The organism is Rhodococcus tukisamuensis NBRC 100609, assembly GCF_001894985.1.
Classification (GTDB): Bacteria; Actinomycetota; Actinomycetes; order Mycobacteriales; family Mycobacteriaceae; genus Rhodococcus_G; species Rhodococcus_G tukisamuensis.
The window spans coordinates 1-17024 of record NZ_BCXG01000013.1 but is presented as its reverse complement, the minus strand read 5'-3'; the positions used below and the strand labels follow the sequence as shown (position 1 = coordinate 17024).

Here is a 17024-nt window from a genome sequence, read left to right as displayed (position 1 = left end):
GGGCGTCGGAGCGTCTTCTCGGGCCCGGCCACCGACCGATGCCCGCGCCACCTCGGATCGGCTCCTCGTCGGGAGCGTGTTAACGTCCGCGTGGCGGTTTTACCGACATCGTGTCGGTAAAATCGCCGTCAACGCGCGAGAGCGGCATCAAAGGTGGTGCCGCCGGGCATCCGACGACGAAAAGGCACGGGCTCTGTGATGGACGACTTCAGCGGGATCGACGGGTTCTTCGGTACGAGGGCCTCCCTGGCGATGGACCTGATGGTCCTCGTCATGGCTCTGGTGACCGTCGCCCTGGTGTGGAGTGTGTACCAGGTGAAGGTCCGGCGCCGGTTCGGCCTGCACCGGCGGGTGCAGATCCCGCTGGGCCTCGGACTGCTGGTCGCCGTGGTGCTCTTCGAGTTGGACGTCCGGCTCAACGGCTGGGAGGAGCGCGCGGCCGGCGTGGTCGGGGGCGAGGCGTCCGGTGTGGTGTGGACGGCCCTGGCCGTCCACCTGGTGTTCGCCGTATTCTCGGTGCTGTTGTGGCCGGTGGTGATCGTCCGGGCGGTGCGCAACTTCGGCAGTCCGCCGCAGCCGGGTGGGCACTCCGCGTGGCATCGGCGGTGGGCCCCGGTGGCCGCGGTCGGCATGATCCTCACCGCCGTGACGAGCTGGGTGTTCTACGCGGTCGCCTTCGTGGGCTGAAGCGGCCGGGGACGGCCGGAGCGACTGCGCGTGCATGAGATTGCATCATGATGCATAATCAATCGTATGGTGATTTCTGCAGGTTCCTCAGGCACGGCGTCCGCGCCGATCCGGGTCGCGATCGCAGGGGCGAGCGGGTACGCGGGCGGTGAAATCCTCCGGCTGCTGCTGGGGCACCCCGCCTACCTCGACGGCAGGCTGACGATCGGCGCGCTCACCGCGGGCGGCAACGCCGGCAGCACTCTCGGCGAGCATCACCCGCATCTGCTGCCGCTGGCCGACCGCGTCCTCGAGCCCACCGACATCGACCGACTGGACGGCCACGACGTGGTGTTCCTCGGTCTGCCGCACGGCAACTCGGCCGCTATCGCCACCCAGCTGTCCCAGGACACCGTGATCATCGACTGCGGCGCCGACTTCCGGCTGAGCAGCGCCGCCGAGTGGGAGCGCTACTACAACAGCGAGCACGCGGGGACCTGGCCGTACGGGCTGCCGGAACTGCCGGGCCACCGGGAGAAGCTGACCGGGGCCACCCGGATCGCGGTCCCCGGCTGCTACCCGACCGCGGCCAGCCTGGCGCTGGCGCCCGCGGTGGCGGCGGGGATCGTCGAGCCCCGGGTCAACGTGGTCGCGGTCAGCGGCACCTCCGGCGCGGGCCGCGCGCCCAAGGCCGACCTGCTCGGCTCGGAGGTGATGGGGTCGGCGCGGGCGTACGGCGTCGGCGGCGTGCACCGGCACACCCCCGAGATCACCCAGAACCTCTCCGCGCTCACCGACGCCACGGTGGCGGTCTCGTTCACCCCGGTGCTGGCACCGATGCCGCGCGGGATCCTCGCCACCTGCACCGCCGCCACGACGGTCGACGAGCAGCGGGCCCGCGAGGTGTACGAGAAGGCCTACGCCGACGAGCCGTTCGTACATGTGCTGCCGCACAACAAGTTTCCGCAGACCGGCGCGGTGATCGGCTCGAACGCCGCCCAGATCGGCCTCACCGTCGACGAGGCCGCCGGCCTGCTCGTCGTGATCTGCGCCATCGACAACCTCACCAAGGGCACCGCCGGCGGTGCCGTCCAGTCCATGAACCTGGCCCTTGGCCTGCCCGAGACCGCAGGTCTCTCGACCGTGGGAGTTGCCCCGTGAACGCCGTGCCCGTCATCCCCGACTCCGTCCCCGTCGCGGGCGGACAGCTCGTCCGCACCCAGGGCGTCACCGCGCCCGCCGGGTTCCGTGGGGCCGGCATCGCCGCCGGCATCAAGGTCAGCGGCCGCCCCGACCTGGCCCTGGTGTTCAACGAGGGCCCGGACACCGCCGCGGCGGGCGTGTTCACCACCAACAAGGTCAAGGCCGCCCCGGTGCTGTGGTCGCAGCAGGTGCTGAGCACCGGCCGGGTCCGCGCCGTGGTCCTCAACTCCGGCGGCGCCAACGCCTGCACCGGAGCCCCCGGGTTCCAGGACACCCACAAGACCGCCGAGCACGTCGCCGCCACGCTCAGTGACTGGGGCACGGAGACCGGCGCCGTCGAGGTCGCGGTGTGCTCGACCGGGCTGATCGGCGACCGGCTGCCGATGGACACGCTGCTCGCCGGCGTCACCGAGATCGTGCACGAGCTGGCCGGCGGCATCTCCGGCGGCACCGACGCCGCGTACGCGATCATGACCACCGACACCGTCCCCAAGCAGGCGGCCCTGCACCACGACGGCAAGTGGAACGTCGGCGGCATGGCCAAGGGTGCCGGCATGCTCGCGCCCGCTCTGGCCACCATGCTCTGCGTCATCACCACCGACGCCATCGCGACCGCCGAGCAGCTCGACGAGGCCCTGCGCAACGCGACCCGGATGTCCTTCGACCGCCTCGACGTCGACGGCGCCACCTCCACCAACGACACCGTGCTGCTGCTCGCCTCGGGCGCCAGTGAGATCACGCCGTCGCAGGAGGATCTCAACGCTGCCGTCCTCGCGGTCTGCGACGACCTCGCGGACCAGTTGATGGCCGACGCCGAGGGCGTCACCAAGCGGGTCACGGTCACCGTCGCCGGTGCGGCCTCCGAGCAGGACGCGCTGATCGGCGCCCGCACCGTCGCCCGCGACAGCCTGGTCAAGACCGCGCTGTTCGGCTCCGACCCCAACTGGGGCCGGGTGCTGGCCGCCGTCGGCATCGCCCCGATCGAACTCGACCCGGACCGGATCTCGGTGTCCTTCAACGGGAACCCGGTGTGCATCGACGGGGTCGGCGCGCCCGGCGCCCGCGAGGTGGACCTGTCCGGGATCGACATCGCGCTGCGCATCGAGCTCGGCGTCGGTGACGCGGAGGTCTCCATCCGCACCACCGACCTCTCGCACGCGTACGTCGAAGAGAACTCGGCGTACTCGTCATGAGTGCCGGCGTCGAGCATCTTGACGACACCGCCCGCGCGCAGGTGCTCGCCGAGGCGCTGCCCTGGCTGCAGCGTTTCCACGGCAAGATCGTCGTGGTCAAGTACGGCGGCAACGCGATGGTCGACGACGAGCTCAAGAGCGCGTTCGCGGCGGACATGGCGTTCCTGCGCACGGTCGGCATGCACCCGGTCGTCGTGCACGGCGGCGGCCCGCAGATCAACGCCATGCTGACGCGTCTGGGCATGGAGGGCGAGTTCCGGGGCGGATTCCGGGTCACCACACCGGAAGTCATGGACGTGGTCCGGATGGTGCTCTTCGGGCAGGTCGGCCGTGAACTGGTCGGGCTGATCAACGCACACGGCCCGTACGCGGTCGGGATCTCCGGCGAGGACGCGCACCTGTTCACCGCGACCCGCCGCACCGTCCAGGTCGACGGCCAGGCCACCGACATCGGCCTCGTCGGCGACGTCACCACCGTCAACCCCGACGCGGTGCTCGACCTGATCGCCGCGGGGCGCATCCCGGTGGTCTCCACCATCGCCCCCGACGCCGACGGCGTGGTGCACAACATCAACGCCGACACCGCCGCCGCCGCGCTCGCGGAGGCGATCGGCGCCGAGCGACTGGTGATGCTCACCGACGTCGAGGGCCTGTACACCGACTGGCCGGACCGGTCGTCGCTGGCCAGCGAGATCGACTCCGCCACACTGGAAAAGCTGCTGCCGAGCCTCGACGCGGGCATGGTCCCGAAGATGGAGGCCTGCCTGCGCGCGGTGCACGGCGGCGTCCCCTCCGCGCACGTGATCGACGGTCGCGTCGCGCACTCGGTACTGCTCGAACTGCTCACCGGCACCGGCATCGGCACCATGGTCACCCCCGCACCCACCACCCAGAACCTCGAAGGACAGTCATGACAGAACCGCTGCAGCAGCGCTGGTCCCACGCGCTGATGAACACCTACGGGGTGCCGCGGGTGGCGTTGGTCCGCGGCGAGGGCGCGGTGGTCACCGACGCCAACGGCAAGCAGTACCTGGACCTGCTCGGCGGGATCGCGGTCAACATCCTCGGGCACGCGCACCCGGCGATCGTCGACGCCGTGACGGCCCAGCTGTCCACCCTCGGCCACACCTCGAACCTGTACGCCACCGAGCCGGGGATCGCGCTCGCCGAGCAGTTGCTGGCGCACCTCGGTGCCGGTGAGGGCGGCAGCGTCACCGGCCGGGTGTTCCTGTGCAACTCCGGCACCGAGGCCAACGAGGCCGCGTTCAAGATCGCCCGGCTGACCGGACGCCGCAAGATCGTCGCCGCGGAGCGGGCGTTCCACGGCCGCACCATGGGTGCGCTGGCCCTGACCGGCCAGCCCGACAAGCGGGCCCCGTTCGAGCCGATGCCGGCCGGCGTCGAACACGTCCCGTACGGCGACATCGCCGCACTCGACGCCGCTGTCGACGAGGACACCGCCGCGGTGTTCCTGGAGCCGATCATGGGTGAGGGTGGCGTCGTGGTGCCGCCCGAGGGATACCTGGTGGAGGCTCGCCGGATCACCGCCGAACGCGGTGCGTTGCTGGTGCTCGACGAGGTGCAGACCGGGATCGGGCGCACCGGCTGGTTCTACGCGCACCAGGCGGTCGGCATCGTGCCGGACGTGATGACCCTCGCGAAGGGTCTCGGCGGCGGCCTGCCGATCGGTGCCTGCATTGCCACGGGGGCGGCCGCGGAGCTGCTCAGTCCCGGCAAGCACGGCACCACCTTCGGCGGCAACCCGGTCAGTGCGGCCGCCGCGCTCGCCGTGCTGCGGACCGTCGCGGACCAGGATCTGGTCAGCCATGCCGACGCACTCGGCAAGCACCTGATCCACGGCATCGAGGGCATCGGGCATCCGCTCGTGGACCACGTGCGTGGTTCGGGGCTGCTGCTCGGCGTCGTGCTCACCGCGGATGTCGCGCCCGCCGTCGAGAACGTGGCGCGAGACGCGGGCTTCCTGATCAACGCCGCGCAGCCCGGCGTCGTGCGGCTGGCGCCGCCGCTAATCCTCACCGAGGCACAGGCGGACGGCTTCGTGGCCGCTCTGCCCGGGATCCTCGACGCAGTTCAGAGCCAGGGAGATACGAAGTGAGTTCCACCGAGAGCACCAGCACGGTCAAGCACTTCCTGCGGGACGACGACCTGAGCCCGGCCCAGCAGGCCGAGGTGCTCGCGCTGGCCGCGGAGCTGAAGAAGGCGCCGACCACGCGCCAGCCGTTGGCCGGCCCGCGCGGGGTCGGGGTGATCTTCGAGAAGAACTCCACCCGCACCCGCTTCTCCTTCGAGATGGGCATCGCGCAGCTCGGCGGGCACGCCGTGGTCGTCGACGGCCGCAACACCCAGCTCGGCCGCGAGGAGACGCTGCAGGACACCGGACGGGTGCTCTCGCGCTACGTCGACGCGGTCGTGTGGCGCACCTTCGGCCAGGACCGGCTCGAGCAGATGGCGGAGGGCGCGACGGTGCCGATCGTCAACGCGCTCTCCGACGAGTTCCACCCGTGCCAGGTGCTCGCGGACCTGCAGACCCTCGCCGAGCGCAAGGGCGAGCTGAAGGGTCTGCGGCTGACCTACCTCGGTGACGGCGCCAACAACATGGCGCACTCGCTGCTGCTCGGTGGCGTCACCGCCGGCATCCACGTGACCGTCGCGGCGCCCGCGGGCTTCGCGCCCGCCGAGTGGGTGCTCGACGCGGCCCGGGCCCGGGCCGCCGAGACCGGTGCCAGTGTCACCGTCACCGACGACCCGCAGGCGGCCGCGGTCGGCGCGGACGCGCTGGTGACCGACGCGTGGACCTCGATGGGGCAGGAGAACGACGGACTCGACCGGGTCGGGCCGTTCCGGCCGTTCCAGATCAACGCGGCCCTGCTGGCGAAGGCGGCGCCGGGTGCGGTGGTGCTGCACTGCCTGCCCGCGCACCGCGGCGACGAGATCACCGACGAGGTCATCGACGGACCGCAGAGCGCGGTGTGGGACGAGGCGGAGAACCGGCTGCACGCGCAGAAGGCGCTGCTGGTGTGGCTGCTCGAGCAGAACGGCCGGACTGCGCAGGGTGACGGGACTGTGCAGGGTGACGGGACGAGGCCGTGACCACCGCCCGGTCCGAGTCGGCGCGGTCGCAGACCGTCGCCCACACCCGGGCGGGCAGGCAGTCGCGGATCACCGCGCTGCTCGCCACCCACGAGGTGCGTAGCCAGCCGGAGCTGGCCGCGCTGCTCGCAGCCGAGGGCATCGAGGTGTCCAACGCGACCCTCTCCCGCGATCTCGAGGAGCTGGGCGCGGTGAAGCTGCGGGCCGCCGACGGCGGTGCCGGGGTGTACGTGGTGCCGGAGGACGGCAGCCCGGTGCGCGGCGTCTCGGGCGGGACGGACCGGCTCGCCCGGCTGCTGGGGGAGCTGCTGGTGTCCACCGACGCCAGCGGAAACCTGGCCGTGCTGCGCACGCCGCCGGGCGCCGCGCACTACCTCGCGAGCGCCCTGGACCGGGCTTCGCTGCCGGAGGTTGTGGGAACCATTGCCGGGGATGACACCATTCTTGTTATCGCCCGCGAGCCGCGCACCGGTGCGCAGCTCGCCGACATGATCGAAAAGCTGGCCTGACGGGCCGATCGACGGCCCGACAACTGAACCTCTCGCCTCACGTACTGGCGAGGCTTTCCAACCTTAAGGAGCACAAAGACCATGGCTGAACGCGTCGTACTCGCCTACTCGGGCGGGCTTGACACCTCAGTGGCCATCAGCTGGATCGGCAAGGAGACGGGCAAGGAAGTTGTCGCCGTCGCCATCGATCTCGGCCAGGGCGGCGAGGACATGGAGGTCGTGCGTCAGCGTGCCCTCGACTGCGGTGCCGTCGAGTCGGTCGTGGTGGACGCTCGCGACGAGTTCGCGGACGAGTACTGCCTGCCGACCATCCAGGCCAACGCGCTGTACATGGACCGGTACCCGCTGGTGTCGGCCATCAGCCGTCCGCTGATCGTCAAGCACATCGTCGAGGCGGCCCGCGCCCACGGCGGCACCGTCGTCTCGCACGGCTGCACCGGCAAGGGCAACGACCAGGTCCGCTTCGAGGTCGGCTTCGGCGCCCTCGCACCCGACCTCGAGGTCATCGCACCGGTCCGCGACTACGCGTGGACCCGCGAGAAGGCGATCAAGTTCGCCGAAGAGAACAACATCCCGATCAACGTCTCCAAGAAGTCGCCGTTCTCGATCGACCAGAACGTGTGGGGCCGCGCGGTCGAGACCGGGTTCCTGGAAGACCTGTGGAACGCGCCGACCAAGGACGTCTACGACTACACCCAGGACCCCACGGTCAACTGGAACGCCCCCGACGAGCTGATCATCAGCTTCGAGGCCGGCAAGCCCGTCGCGATCGACGGCAAGCCCGTCACCGTGCTCGAGGCCATCCAGGAGCTGAACAAGCGCGCGGGTGCGCAGGGCGTCGGCCGTCTGGACGTCGTCGAGGACCGTCTCGTGGGCATCAAGAGCCGCGAGATCTACGAGGCCCCCGGCGCGATGGTGCTCATCACCGCGCACCAGGAGCTCGAGCACGTCACCCTCGAGCGCGAGCTCGGCCGGTACAAGCGTCAGATGGAGCAGCGCTGGTCCGAGCTGGTCTACGACGGCCTCTGGTTCTCCCCGCTCAAGGACGCGCTGGACACCTTCGTCGCCAAGACGCAGGAGCGGGTCACCGGCGACATCCGCCTGTTCCTGCACGGTGGGGCCATCACGGTCAACGGCCGCCGCAGCCCGGAGTCGCTGTACGACTTCAACCTCGCGACCTACGACGAGGGCGACACCTTCGACCAGACCTACGCCAAGGGCTTCGTCAACATCCACGGCCTGTCGTCCAAGGTCGCCGCGAAGCGGGATCTGGGCCTGTAACGATGGCCGAACACGGCACCAACGAGGGTGCCCTCTGGGGCGGCCGGTTCGAGTCCGGACCGGCCGCCGCCATGGCGGCGCTGAGCAAGTCCACGCACTTCGACTGGGTGCTCGCGCCCTACGACACGCGCGCCTCGATGGCGCACGCGAAGGTCCTGCACTCGGCGGGTCTGCTCGGTGAGGCCGACCTGGCGACGATGCTCGACGGGCTCGAGCGGCTGGCGGCCGACGTCGCCAGCGGCGCGTTCACCCCGAGCGAGTCCGACGAGGACGTCCACGGCGCCCTCGAGCGCGGCCTGATCGACCGCGTCGGTCCCGAGGTGGGTGGGCGGCTGCGGGCCGGTCGCTCGCGCAACGACCAGGTGGCCACGCTGTTCCGGATGTGGCTGCGCGACGCAGTCCGCCGGGTGGCAGCGGGCGTGCTCGACGTCGTCGACGCGCTGGCCACCCAGGCCGCGGCCCATCCGGCCGCGGTGATGCCGGGCAAGACGCACCTGCAGGCGGCTCAGCCGGTGCTGCTGGCGCACCACCTGCTCGCACATGCGCACCCGCTGCTGCGGGACGTCCAGCGGATCGTCGACTTCGACAAGCGGGCCGCCGTCTCGCCGTACGGGTCGGGCGCGCTGGCCGGCTCGTCGCTCGGGCTCAACCCGGACGCGATCGCCGCGGAGCTGAACTTCGACGCGGCGGCGGACAACTCGATCGACGCGACGTCCTCCCGGGACTTCGCGGCGGAGGCGGCCTTCGTGCTCGCCATGATCGGCGTCGACCTGTCCCGGATGGCCGAAGAGGTGATCATCTGGAGCACACCGGAATTCGGGTACATCACGCTGGCCGACGCGTGGTCGACCGGATCGTCGATCATGCCGCAGAAGAAGAATCCCGACGTCTCGGAGCTGACGCGCGGCAAGTCGGGACGGTTGATCGGCAACCTGACCGGCCTGCTCGCCACGCTCAAGGCGCAGCCGCTCGCATACAACCGGGACCTGCAGGAGGACAAGGAGCCGGTCTTCGACTCGGTCGCACAGCTCGAACTGCTGCTGCCGGCGATCACCGGACTGGTCTCCACCCTCGAGTTCCACACCGAGCGGATGGCGGAGCTGGCCCCGGCCGGCTTCACCCTGGCCACCGACATCGCGGAATGGATGGTGCGCCAAGGCGTTCCGTTCCGGGTCGCGCACGAGGCGGCCGGCGCGTGCGTCCGGGTCGCGGAGGCGCGCGGGGTCGGGCTCGAGGACCTCACCGACGAGGAGCTGGCGGGCGTCGACCCGGCACTCACGCCGGGGGTGCGGGAGGTGCTCACCGTCGAGGGCTCGATCTCCTCGCGGGACGCTCGCGGTGGCACCGCCGGGGTCCAGGTCGCACGGCAGCTCGACGGTGTGCGTGAGTCGCTGGACACATTGCGGGGCTGGCTCACGCATTGATCGGCTCTGCGTGGCGGCGCAGAATATAGTGACCCCAGCGTGATCGTCGAGTCATTGGGGGCACAGTGGGTTGGTATCCGGAGATTCTGAACGGTTCCGTGCGGCGGGTGGTCGCCACCGCCCAGAACGGTCTCGAGGTCATGCGGCTCGGTGGCCTCGAGACCGAAGCCCAGCCGTCGGAGTTCCGGGTCGTCGAACGCGAACCGATGTACCGGCTGCGCCGCTACTTCGCCGACGAGGCCGCCGACGTCGCACGGCCGCCGATCGTGCTCGTGCCCCCGATGATGATGTCCGCCGACGTCTACGACGTCACCCAGGACCAGGGCGCGGTCGGCATCCTGCACGGCATGGGCCTGGACCCCTGGGTGGTCGACTTCGGTTCGCCCGCAACGGAGGACGGCGGTTGGGACCGCACCCTGACCGACCACGTCGTGGCGATCAGCGACATCATCGACCGGGTGCACAAGCACACCGGACGGGACGTGCACCTGTCCGGTTACTCGCAGGGCGGCATGTTCTGCTACCAGGCGGCCGCGTACCGACGGTGCAAGAACATCGCCAGTCTCGTCACCTTCGGCGCACCGGTGGACACACTGGCCGCGCTGCCGCTCGGGATCCCGGCCGGCCTGGCCACCCGCGCCGCGGACTTCCTCGCGGACCACGTGTTCACCCGGCTCTCCATCGCGGGATGGATGGCCCGCACGGGATTCCAGCTACTCGATCCGGTCAAGACGGCGAAGTCCAGGCTGGACTTCCTGCGTCAGTTGCACGACCGGGAGGCACTCCTGCCCCGGGAGCAGCAGCGCCGGTTCCTGTCCACCGAGGGCTGGGTGGCCTGGTCCGGTCCGGCCGTCGCAGAGTTGCTCCAGCAGTTCATCGTGCACAACCGGATGATGTCCGGCGGGTTCGTGATCGGCGACCGGCCGGTTTCGCTGGCGGAGCTGACCTGCCCCATCCTCGCCTTCGTCGGGGAGGTCGACGACATCGGTCAGCCGGTGGCCGTGCGCGGCATCCGGAAGGCCGCTCCGAAGGCGAAGGTCTTCGAGTCCACCTTGCGCGCAGGCCATTTCGGACTGGTCGTGGGTTCGCTTGCGGCCGCGCAGACCTGGCCGACCACCGGCGAGTGGGTGCGCTGGCAGGACGGGTCGGGGCCGCGGCCCGAGGCCGTCGAGGTGATGACCCGCGTCGAGCAGCCCGCCGACGAGACCGGCGTCTCGGTGAGCGACCGGATCCTGCACACCGGCGCCTCCATCGCGGAGGTCGGGGTCGGCATCACCAGGGGTGTCGTCGACGTCACCTCTCAGGCGGTTCGGGGCACCCGCGAGCTGTCCGTCGAGGCCGCCCGCGCGCTGCCGCGCCTGGTCCGGCTCGGGCAGATCCAGACGCACACCACCATCTCGCTGGGCCGGCTGCTCGAGGAGGCCGGCGCCAAGTCTCCGCAGGGTGAGTGCTTCCTGTTCGACGACCGGGCGTACACCAACGAGTCCGTCAACACCCGGATCGACAACGTGGTGCGGGGGCTGATCCTGTGCGGGGTGCGTCCGGCGGCGCGCATCGGCGTGCTGATGGAGACCCGGCCCAGCGCACTGACCGCGATCGCGGCGCTGTCGCGGATCGGTGCGGTCGCCGTGCTGCTCCCGCCCACCGCCGACCTGGTCGCCGCGGCCGAGCTGAGCGGCGTCGGGGTCGTCGTCTGCGACCCCGACAACCTGGCCGCGGCCGAGTCGCTCGGCGCCCGGGTGCTGGTGCTCGGTGGCGGCGAGTCCCGGCTGCTGGACACCGAACCGGACTCTGGCACGGTCGACCTCGAGCAGATCGATCCCGACGAGGTGGACCTGCCCGCGTGGTACCAGCCCAACCCCGGCCGTGCGAACGAGCTGGCCTTCGTGTTGTTCGGCCGGTCCGGCGGACGCCTGGAGGCCAAGCGGGTGACCAACTACCGCTGGGCGCTGTCCGCCTTCGGCACCGCCACCGCGGCCAACCTCGGTCGCGGCGACACCGTGTACTCCATTGCCCCGCTTTACCATTCGTCGGTCCTGCTGGCGACGCTCGGCGGCGCGATCGCGGGCGGCGCCCGGATCGCGCTGTCGCGGGGGCTGGACCCGGAGCGGTTCGAGGCGGAGGTGCACCGGTACGGCGTCACCGTCGTCGCCTACACCTGGACGATGATGCGCGAACTGGTCGACAACCCGGCCTTCGGCCTGGCAGGGAACCATTCGATCCGGCTCTTCGTCGGGTCCGGCATGCCGCGCGGGCTGTGGCTGCGCACCATGAAGCGGTTTGCGCCGGCGCAGGTGCTCGAGTTCTACGCCTCCACCGAGGGCGCGGTGGTGCTGGCCAACGTCTCGGGCGCCAAGCCGGGCTCCAAGGGACGGCGGCTGCCGGGCAGCACGCCCGTCCGGATCGCCGCCTACGACCCGATCGCCGGCACCTACCTCGAGGACGAGCGCGGCCTGGTCCGCGAGTGCGCCCCCGGCGAGGTGGGGCTGCTGCTCGGCCAGGCCACGGCGAGCGAGACCCTCGACGGCGCCCAGCGCGGGGTGTTCGCCGCCGGTGACGCCTGGGTGCCCACCGAGCACCTGTTCCGGCAGGACGCCGACGGCGACTTCTGGTTGATGGACGACCGGTCCACCGTGGTCCGGGCGCGGCGCGGGCCGGTGTTCAACCAGCCGATCGTCGACGCGCTCGGCGCCCTCGGCCAGGTCGACGTCTCGCTGGCCTACGGGATTCCGCTCGGCGAGGAGGAGTTGTCGGCGGTCGCGGTGCGGCTGCTGCCGGACGCCTCGCTGACCGCGGTGGACCTGACGGACGCCTTCGCGCACCTGGCGCCACGGCAGCGACCCGATCTCGTGCACGTCCTGCCCGAGATCCCGATCAGCAACTCGTACCGGCTGCGCCGCACCGAGATCCGGGCGACGGGCCTGCCGAATCCCGGTGTGCGGTCGTGGTTCTACGACAGCGAGCAGGACAAGTACCGCCGACTGACCCGCGCGGTGGTGACCAAACTCCGGGAGCGGGGCAGTGCGGCGCTGACCGGGTAGCGACGGTAGCGTGGGCGCCGAGACATTCCGGTGACGAGAGGGATCTTCCGTGGCGCTTGACCCCACCCTGCTGAGCATCCTGGCCTGCCCGCAGGACAAGGGCCCGCTCCTGCTGGTCGACGACGAGCTGCTCTACAACCCGCGGCTGCGTCGCGCGTACCCGATCGAGGACGGCATCCCGGTGCTGCTGGTCGACGAGGCTCGCGACGTCGCCGAGGACGAGCACCTGGCGCTCCTCGCCCGCGCGGAGTCGGCGCCGCAGCAGTAGTGCGGCGCGCTCAGCCGTCGAGGTCGCCAGTCAGGTAGTGCTGCAGGACCGGGCCGGCGAGAGCGACCAGCCGGTCGGCAGGCAGCGTCGCGATCGGGTCGATGCGCAGCAGGTAGCGCGAGAGCACGATCCCGGACATCTGGGTGGCGACCATCCCGGTGCGCAGCGGCGCGGAGCCGGGCGGCTGGTCCACCCGGCCGGCGATCTGACTGAGCACCACCTCCGTGATGAAGGTGCGGATCAGCCCCACCGACTCGCCGGTGAGCGCGGTGCGGAACGCGGCGAGCAGCGCCTCGCCCTGCGGCGAGTCCCACAGCGAGAGCACCACCCGGAGCAGGCGTTCACCCAGTTCGTCCGTCGGCGCGTCGAGCACGGTCGCCAGCACCACCTCGGGGTCCACGGGAATCGCGACGGCGGCCAGGAACAGCTCGCGCTTGGACCGGAAGTAGTGGTGGACCAGGGACGGGTCCACCTCGGCCGCGGCGGCGATCGACCGCACCGACGTCTGGTCGAAGCCCTGCTCGGCGAACCGGCTGCGGGCGACGGCGAGGATGTGGTCGCGGGTGGCCGGGCTGCCGGGGCGTCGTCCACTGCGGGTGCCGGTGGTGGCCGGCCCGGTCACGGCGTCCGCCGGCGCAGCGTCGCGGCCGCCAGGCACAGCGCGACCACGGCGAACCCGGCCACCACCGCGAGGTCGCGCCACATCAGCGCGGTCGCGCCCGGGTGCCTCGCCACCTGCTGCAGCGCGTCGACGGCGTAGCTCAGCGGCATCACGTTCGAGATCCATTCGAGCCACTGCGGCAGCTGGTCCCGCGGCACCAGCAGGCCGCAGAGGAACAGCTGCGGGATCACCACCACCGGCATGAACTGCACCGCCTGGAACTCGGTGCGGGCGAACGCGCTGCACAGCAGGCCGAGGGAGACGCCGAGGACGGCATCGACGACCGCGATCAGCACCACCCATCCGACGCTGCCGGCGATGGTGAGTCCGAGCAGCCCGAAGGTGACCAGGCAGGCCAGCCCGGCCTGCGCGGCGGCGGCCAGCGAGAACGCGGTGCCGTAGCCGCCGAGCAGGTCCAGCTTGGCCATCGGGGTGGTCAGCAGCCGTTCGAGGGTGCCGGACCCGCGTTCGCGCTGCATCGCGATGGAGGTGATCAGGAACATCACCACGAACGGGAGGATGCCGAGCATGGTGATCGCGATCCGGTCGAACAGCGGCGGCTGGCCCGGGGTCGGCGGCACGTTCACGTACAGGAAGTAGAGCAGGACCATCAGCAGCGTCGGAACCAGCAGGATCATCGCGACGGTGCGGTGGTCGCCCCGTAGCTGCCGCAGGATCCGCCCGGTGCTCGACGCGTAGATTCCGACGTTCATCGCGCGGCCTCCGATTCATGGGCGCGGATCAGGCTGAGGAAGGCATGTTCGAGGCTCGACTCGTGGGTCTCCTCGCGCAGTTGCGCCGGCGTGAGCTGGGCCAGCAGCAGCCCCTCGCGCATGAGCAGCAGTTCGCCGCAGTGCTCGGCCTCGTCCATCACGTGACTCGACACCAGCAGCGTCACGCCGTCGGCGGCGAGATCGGCGAAGCGTCCCCACAGTTCGGCCCGCAGGACCGGGTCGAGACCGACGGTCGGTTCGTCGAGGACCAGCAGGTCCGGCTTCGCGACCAGCGCGCAGGCCAGCGACACCCGGCTGAGTTCACCGCCGGAGAGGTCGCGCGTCAGCTGGTCGGTGTGCGCGGTGAGCCCGACGGCCTCGATCGCCTCGGCGGCGGCCTGGCCCGACCGGCCGTACAGCGAGGCGAAGTAGCGGACGTTGTCGCGGACCGACAGGTCGAGGTAGACGGTGGGGTTCTGGGTGACGTACCCGACGCGGCTGCGCAGGGGACGCGAGCCGGCGGGCAGCCCGAGGACGGTCACGGAGCCGGACGCCACGATCTGGGTGCCGACGATCGCGCGCATCAGCGTGGTCTTGCCGCAGCCCGACGGGCCGAGGAGTCCGGTGATGGTGCCGCGCCCGACGCGCAGCGTCAGGTCTCGCAGGACCTCCCGGCCGCCTCGCCGGACCACCAGGTTCCGGATGTCGATGGTGGCGTCGGCCGGGGGCTGGGGGGCAGTTTGTCGGAGGGGAGGGGGAGCGGCGGTGGCCGCCCGTTCGTGGGCCGGTCCAGTCATCTTCGCCTCAATTCATCGAGCGATGAACTCATCGTCTGATGAATTTACCGCCGTCCGGTACCCGCGGTCAACGGTCCGAACTCGGGCGGGAAAGCGCACAATCGCCTGGTGAGCGAACCCGCGCGGCAGTCCACCCGGCAGCGGCAGGCCCAGCGCGAACTGGCCCGAGCGGACCCGCTGAGTGCGGCGCACCTGGTCCTCGGCGCGCGGCTGAGCGTCGGGGAGGTGACAGTCCGGATCGTCGAGGTCGAGGCGTACGGCGGCGACGAGGCGGGTCCGTGGCCAGACCCGGCGGCGCACTCGTACCCGGGACCGACCGCTCGCAACGCGGTGATGTTCGGGCCGGCTGGCCGACTCTACGTCTACCGCAGTCACGGCCTGCACTTCTGCATGAACGTCACCTGTGCGGGCGAGGGGGTTGCGGGAGCGGTACTGCTCCGGGCCGCCGAGGTGATTGAGGGGGAGGGCGTGGTCCGGTCGCGGCGGGGGCCCGGCCGGCGGCCGCGGGACCTGGCCCGGGGACCGGGGAACCTGGGGCAGGCCGTCGGGATCACACTGGCGGACAACGGATCCGAGTTGCTCACCGGTCGATCCCGGGTCCGGCTCGAGCTGGACCCGGCGGCCGGTGCGGCGGCCGGGCCCAGGGTCGGGATATCGCGGGCGGCCGACCGGCCGTGGCGGTTGTGGCTTCCGGGATCGGCCGCGGTCTCGGCCTACCGGCGCAGCCCGCGTGCACCGGCACCGCCGGATACGGGATGATCGTGCACGTGACTGCGAACATTATCGACGAACTGAGCTGGCGCGGACTGATCGCGCAATCGACCGATCTCGACGCACTTCGACGCGACGCCGATGCTGGTCCGGTCACCCTCTATGCCGGGTTCGACCCGACCGGGCCCAGCCTGCATGCAGGCCACCTGGTTCCCCTGTTGGCGCTCAAGCGCTTCCAGCTGGCGGGGCACCGGCCGATCGTGCTCGCCGGCGGCGCCACCGGTCTGATCGGCGACCCCCGTGACGTGGGGGAGCGCACGATGAACTCCGCCGACACGGTGGCCGAGTGGGCGGGGCGGATCCGTTCGCAGCTCGAGCGCTTCGTCGACTTCGACGGCCCGGGTGCCGCGATCGTCGAGAACAACATGAAATGGACCGGGCAGCTCTCGGCCATCGACTTCCTCCGCGACGTGGGCAAGCACTTCTCCGTCAACGTGATGCTGGCCCGCGACACCGTCAAGCGCCGGCTCGAGTCCGACGGCATGTCCTACACGGAGTTCAGCTACATGCTCCTGCAGGCGAACGACTACCTGCAGCTGCGCCGCGAGCACGGCTGCACGCTGCAGGTCGGCGGGTCCGACCAGTGGGGCAACATCATCGCCGGTGTCGAGCTGAACCGGCGGGTCGACGCCGAGTCGGTGCACGCCCTCACCGTTCCCCTGGTGACCTCGTCGGACGGCAAGAAGTTCGGCAAGTCCACCGGCGGCGGCAGCCTGTGGCTCGACCCGGAGATGACCAGCCCGTACGCCTGGTACCAGTACTTCGTGAACACCGGCGACGCCGACGTGGTCAAGTACCTGCGCTGGTTCACCTTCCTCGACGAGGCCGAGCTGGCGGAGCTGGAGGCCGAGACGGCCGAGCGTCCGCAGGCCCGGACCGCGCAGAAGCGTCTCGCCGCGGAGATGACGACGTTGGTGCACGGCGCGCACAACACCGCCGCCGTCGAACTGGCGAGCCAGGCGTTGTTCGGTCGCGCCGAGCTGACGGACCTCGACGAGCCGACGCTGGCCGCGGCGCTCCGGGAGGCGTCGGTCGCGCAGGTCCGTCCGGGCGACGCGACCACGATCGTGGACCTGCTGGTCGTGAGCGGGCTGTGCGAGAGCAAGGGGGCCGCCCGCCGGACGGTCAAGGAGGGCGGGGCCTCGGTGAACAACGGGCGGATCAACGCCGAGGACTGGGAGCCGCAGACCACCGACCTGCTGCACGGCCAGTGGCTGGTGATCCGGCGGGGCAAGCGGAACTTCGCCGGCGTCCAGGTACTGCCGACCTGACCCCGGCCTGGGTGGTGCGAGTCACAACGACGTAATTCGTCCGGATTCGCACCATCCGGGCGCCGGCCGAGGCGTTCACCTGCGGGAATGTCGCTTCGTCCGGCGGTGACCTGGG

General features: G+C 71.1%; 16 protein-coding genes. 13 read left to right on the top strand and 3 right to left on the bottom strand.

Features of this window, described 5'->3' with window-relative positions; translation table 11 throughout:
* The first annotated feature begins 198 nt into the window (after window positions 1-198).
* The 11 genes from RT2_RS14875 to RT2_RS14825 all read left to right on the top strand — a co-directional run bounded on the left by RT2_RS14875 (window position 199) and on the right by RT2_RS14825 (window position 12696).
* Window positions 199-687, top strand: coding sequence for a DUF420 domain-containing protein (locus RT2_RS14875; RefSeq protein WP_072845573.1), 489 nt, complete (start codon window positions 199-201; stop codon window positions 685-687).
* 66 nt (window positions 688-753) lie between these two features.
* Entirely contained in the window at window positions 754-1827 is a 1074-nt protein-coding gene (gene argC, locus RT2_RS14870; protein ID WP_072845572.1) for an N-acetyl-gamma-glutamyl-phosphate reductase, read from the top strand.
* Window positions 1824-3062 carry a bifunctional glutamate N-acetyltransferase/amino-acid acetyltransferase ArgJ gene (gene argJ / locus RT2_RS14865; RefSeq protein WP_072845571.1) on the top strand — a complete coding sequence of 413 codons (1239 nt, stop codon included), beginning with the start codon at window positions 1824-1826 and terminating at the stop codon, window positions 3060-3062. Before argC ends, argJ begins: the two co-directional genes overlap by 4 nt.
* The gene (argB, locus tag RT2_RS14860; RefSeq protein WP_072845570.1) at window positions 3059-3976 is read left to right on the top strand and encodes an acetylglutamate kinase; all 918 of its coding nucleotides are present in this window, start codon (window positions 3059-3061) and stop codon (window positions 3974-3976) included. The genes argJ and argB overlap by 4 nt, the downstream gene beginning before the upstream one ends.
* Window positions 3973-5178 (top strand): acetylornithine transaminase, encoded by a 1206-nt coding sequence (locus RT2_RS14855; protein WP_072845569.1) that lies wholly within the window; start codon window positions 3973-3975, stop codon window positions 5176-5178. The genes argB and RT2_RS14855 overlap by 4 nt, the downstream gene beginning before the upstream one ends.
* Window positions 5175-6173: an ornithine carbamoyltransferase gene (gene argF, locus RT2_RS14850; protein ID WP_072845568.1), complete on the top strand. Its 999-nt coding sequence runs from the start codon at window positions 5175-5177 to the stop codon at window positions 6171-6173. Before RT2_RS14855 ends, argF begins: the two co-directional genes overlap by 4 nt.
* Complete coding sequence (locus RT2_RS14845) at window positions 6170-6682, top strand: arginine repressor (protein ID WP_072845567.1); 513 nt, start codon at window positions 6170-6172, stop codon at window positions 6680-6682. The genes argF and RT2_RS14845 overlap by 4 nt, the downstream gene beginning before the upstream one ends.
* Window positions 6683-6763: 81 nt before the next feature.
* Window positions 6764-7963 (top strand): argininosuccinate synthase, encoded by a 1200-nt coding sequence (locus RT2_RS14840; protein ID WP_072845566.1) that lies wholly within the window; start codon window positions 6764-6766, stop codon window positions 7961-7963.
* A 2-nt stretch (window positions 7964-7965) separates the two neighbouring features.
* Window positions 7966-9387, top strand: coding sequence for an argininosuccinate lyase (gene argH, locus RT2_RS14835; RefSeq protein ID WP_072845565.1), 1422 nt, complete (start codon window positions 7966-7968; stop codon window positions 9385-9387).
* Between the two features lie 65 nt (window positions 9388-9452).
* The gene (locus RT2_RS14830) at window positions 9453-12428 is read left to right on the top strand and encodes an AMP-binding protein (RefSeq protein ID WP_072845564.1); all 2976 of its coding nucleotides are present in this window, start codon (window positions 9453-9455) and stop codon (window positions 12426-12428) included.
* A 49-nt stretch (window positions 12429-12477) separates the two neighbouring features.
* Window positions 12478-12696, top strand: coding sequence for a Trm112 family protein (locus tag RT2_RS14825; RefSeq protein WP_072845563.1), 219 nt, complete (start codon window positions 12478-12480; stop codon window positions 12694-12696).
* 10 nt (window positions 12697-12706) lie between these two features.
* Here the strand turns inward: RT2_RS14825 and RT2_RS14820 are convergent, their stop codons facing one another.
* From RT2_RS14820 to RT2_RS14810, 3 genes are read right to left on the bottom strand one after another with little or no spacing between them, the layout of a single operon-like run.
* Window positions 12707-13318, bottom strand: a complete 612-nt coding sequence (locus tag RT2_RS14820; RefSeq protein ID WP_072845679.1) for a TetR/AcrR family transcriptional regulator — start codon at window positions 13316-13318, stop codon at window positions 12707-12709.
* Window positions 13315-14070, bottom strand: coding sequence for an ABC transporter permease (locus RT2_RS14815; protein WP_072845562.1), 756 nt, complete (start codon window positions 14068-14070; stop codon window positions 13315-13317). The genes RT2_RS14820 and RT2_RS14815 overlap by 4 nt, the downstream gene beginning before the upstream one ends.
* The gene (locus tag RT2_RS14810) at window positions 14067-14867 is read right to left on the bottom strand and encodes an ABC transporter ATP-binding protein (RefSeq protein WP_083577396.1); all 801 of its coding nucleotides are present in this window, start codon (window positions 14865-14867) and stop codon (window positions 14067-14069) included. The genes RT2_RS14815 and RT2_RS14810 overlap by 4 nt, the downstream gene beginning before the upstream one ends.
* A 108-nt stretch (window positions 14868-14975) precedes the next feature.
* Here RT2_RS14810 and RT2_RS14805 point away from each other — a divergent pair, with 108 nt between their 5' ends.
* Both RT2_RS14805 and tyrS read left to right on the top strand, forming a co-directional pair.
* Window positions 14976-15626, top strand: coding sequence for a DNA-3-methyladenine glycosylase (locus RT2_RS14805; protein ID WP_072845561.1), 651 nt, complete (start codon window positions 14976-14978; stop codon window positions 15624-15626).
* Between the two features lie 8 nt (window positions 15627-15634).
* Complete coding sequence (tyrS, locus tag RT2_RS14800; RefSeq protein WP_072845677.1) at window positions 15635-16909, top strand: tyrosine--tRNA ligase; 1275 nt, start codon at window positions 15635-15637, stop codon at window positions 16907-16909.
* The last annotated feature ends 115 nt before the right edge of the window (window positions 16910-17024 follow it).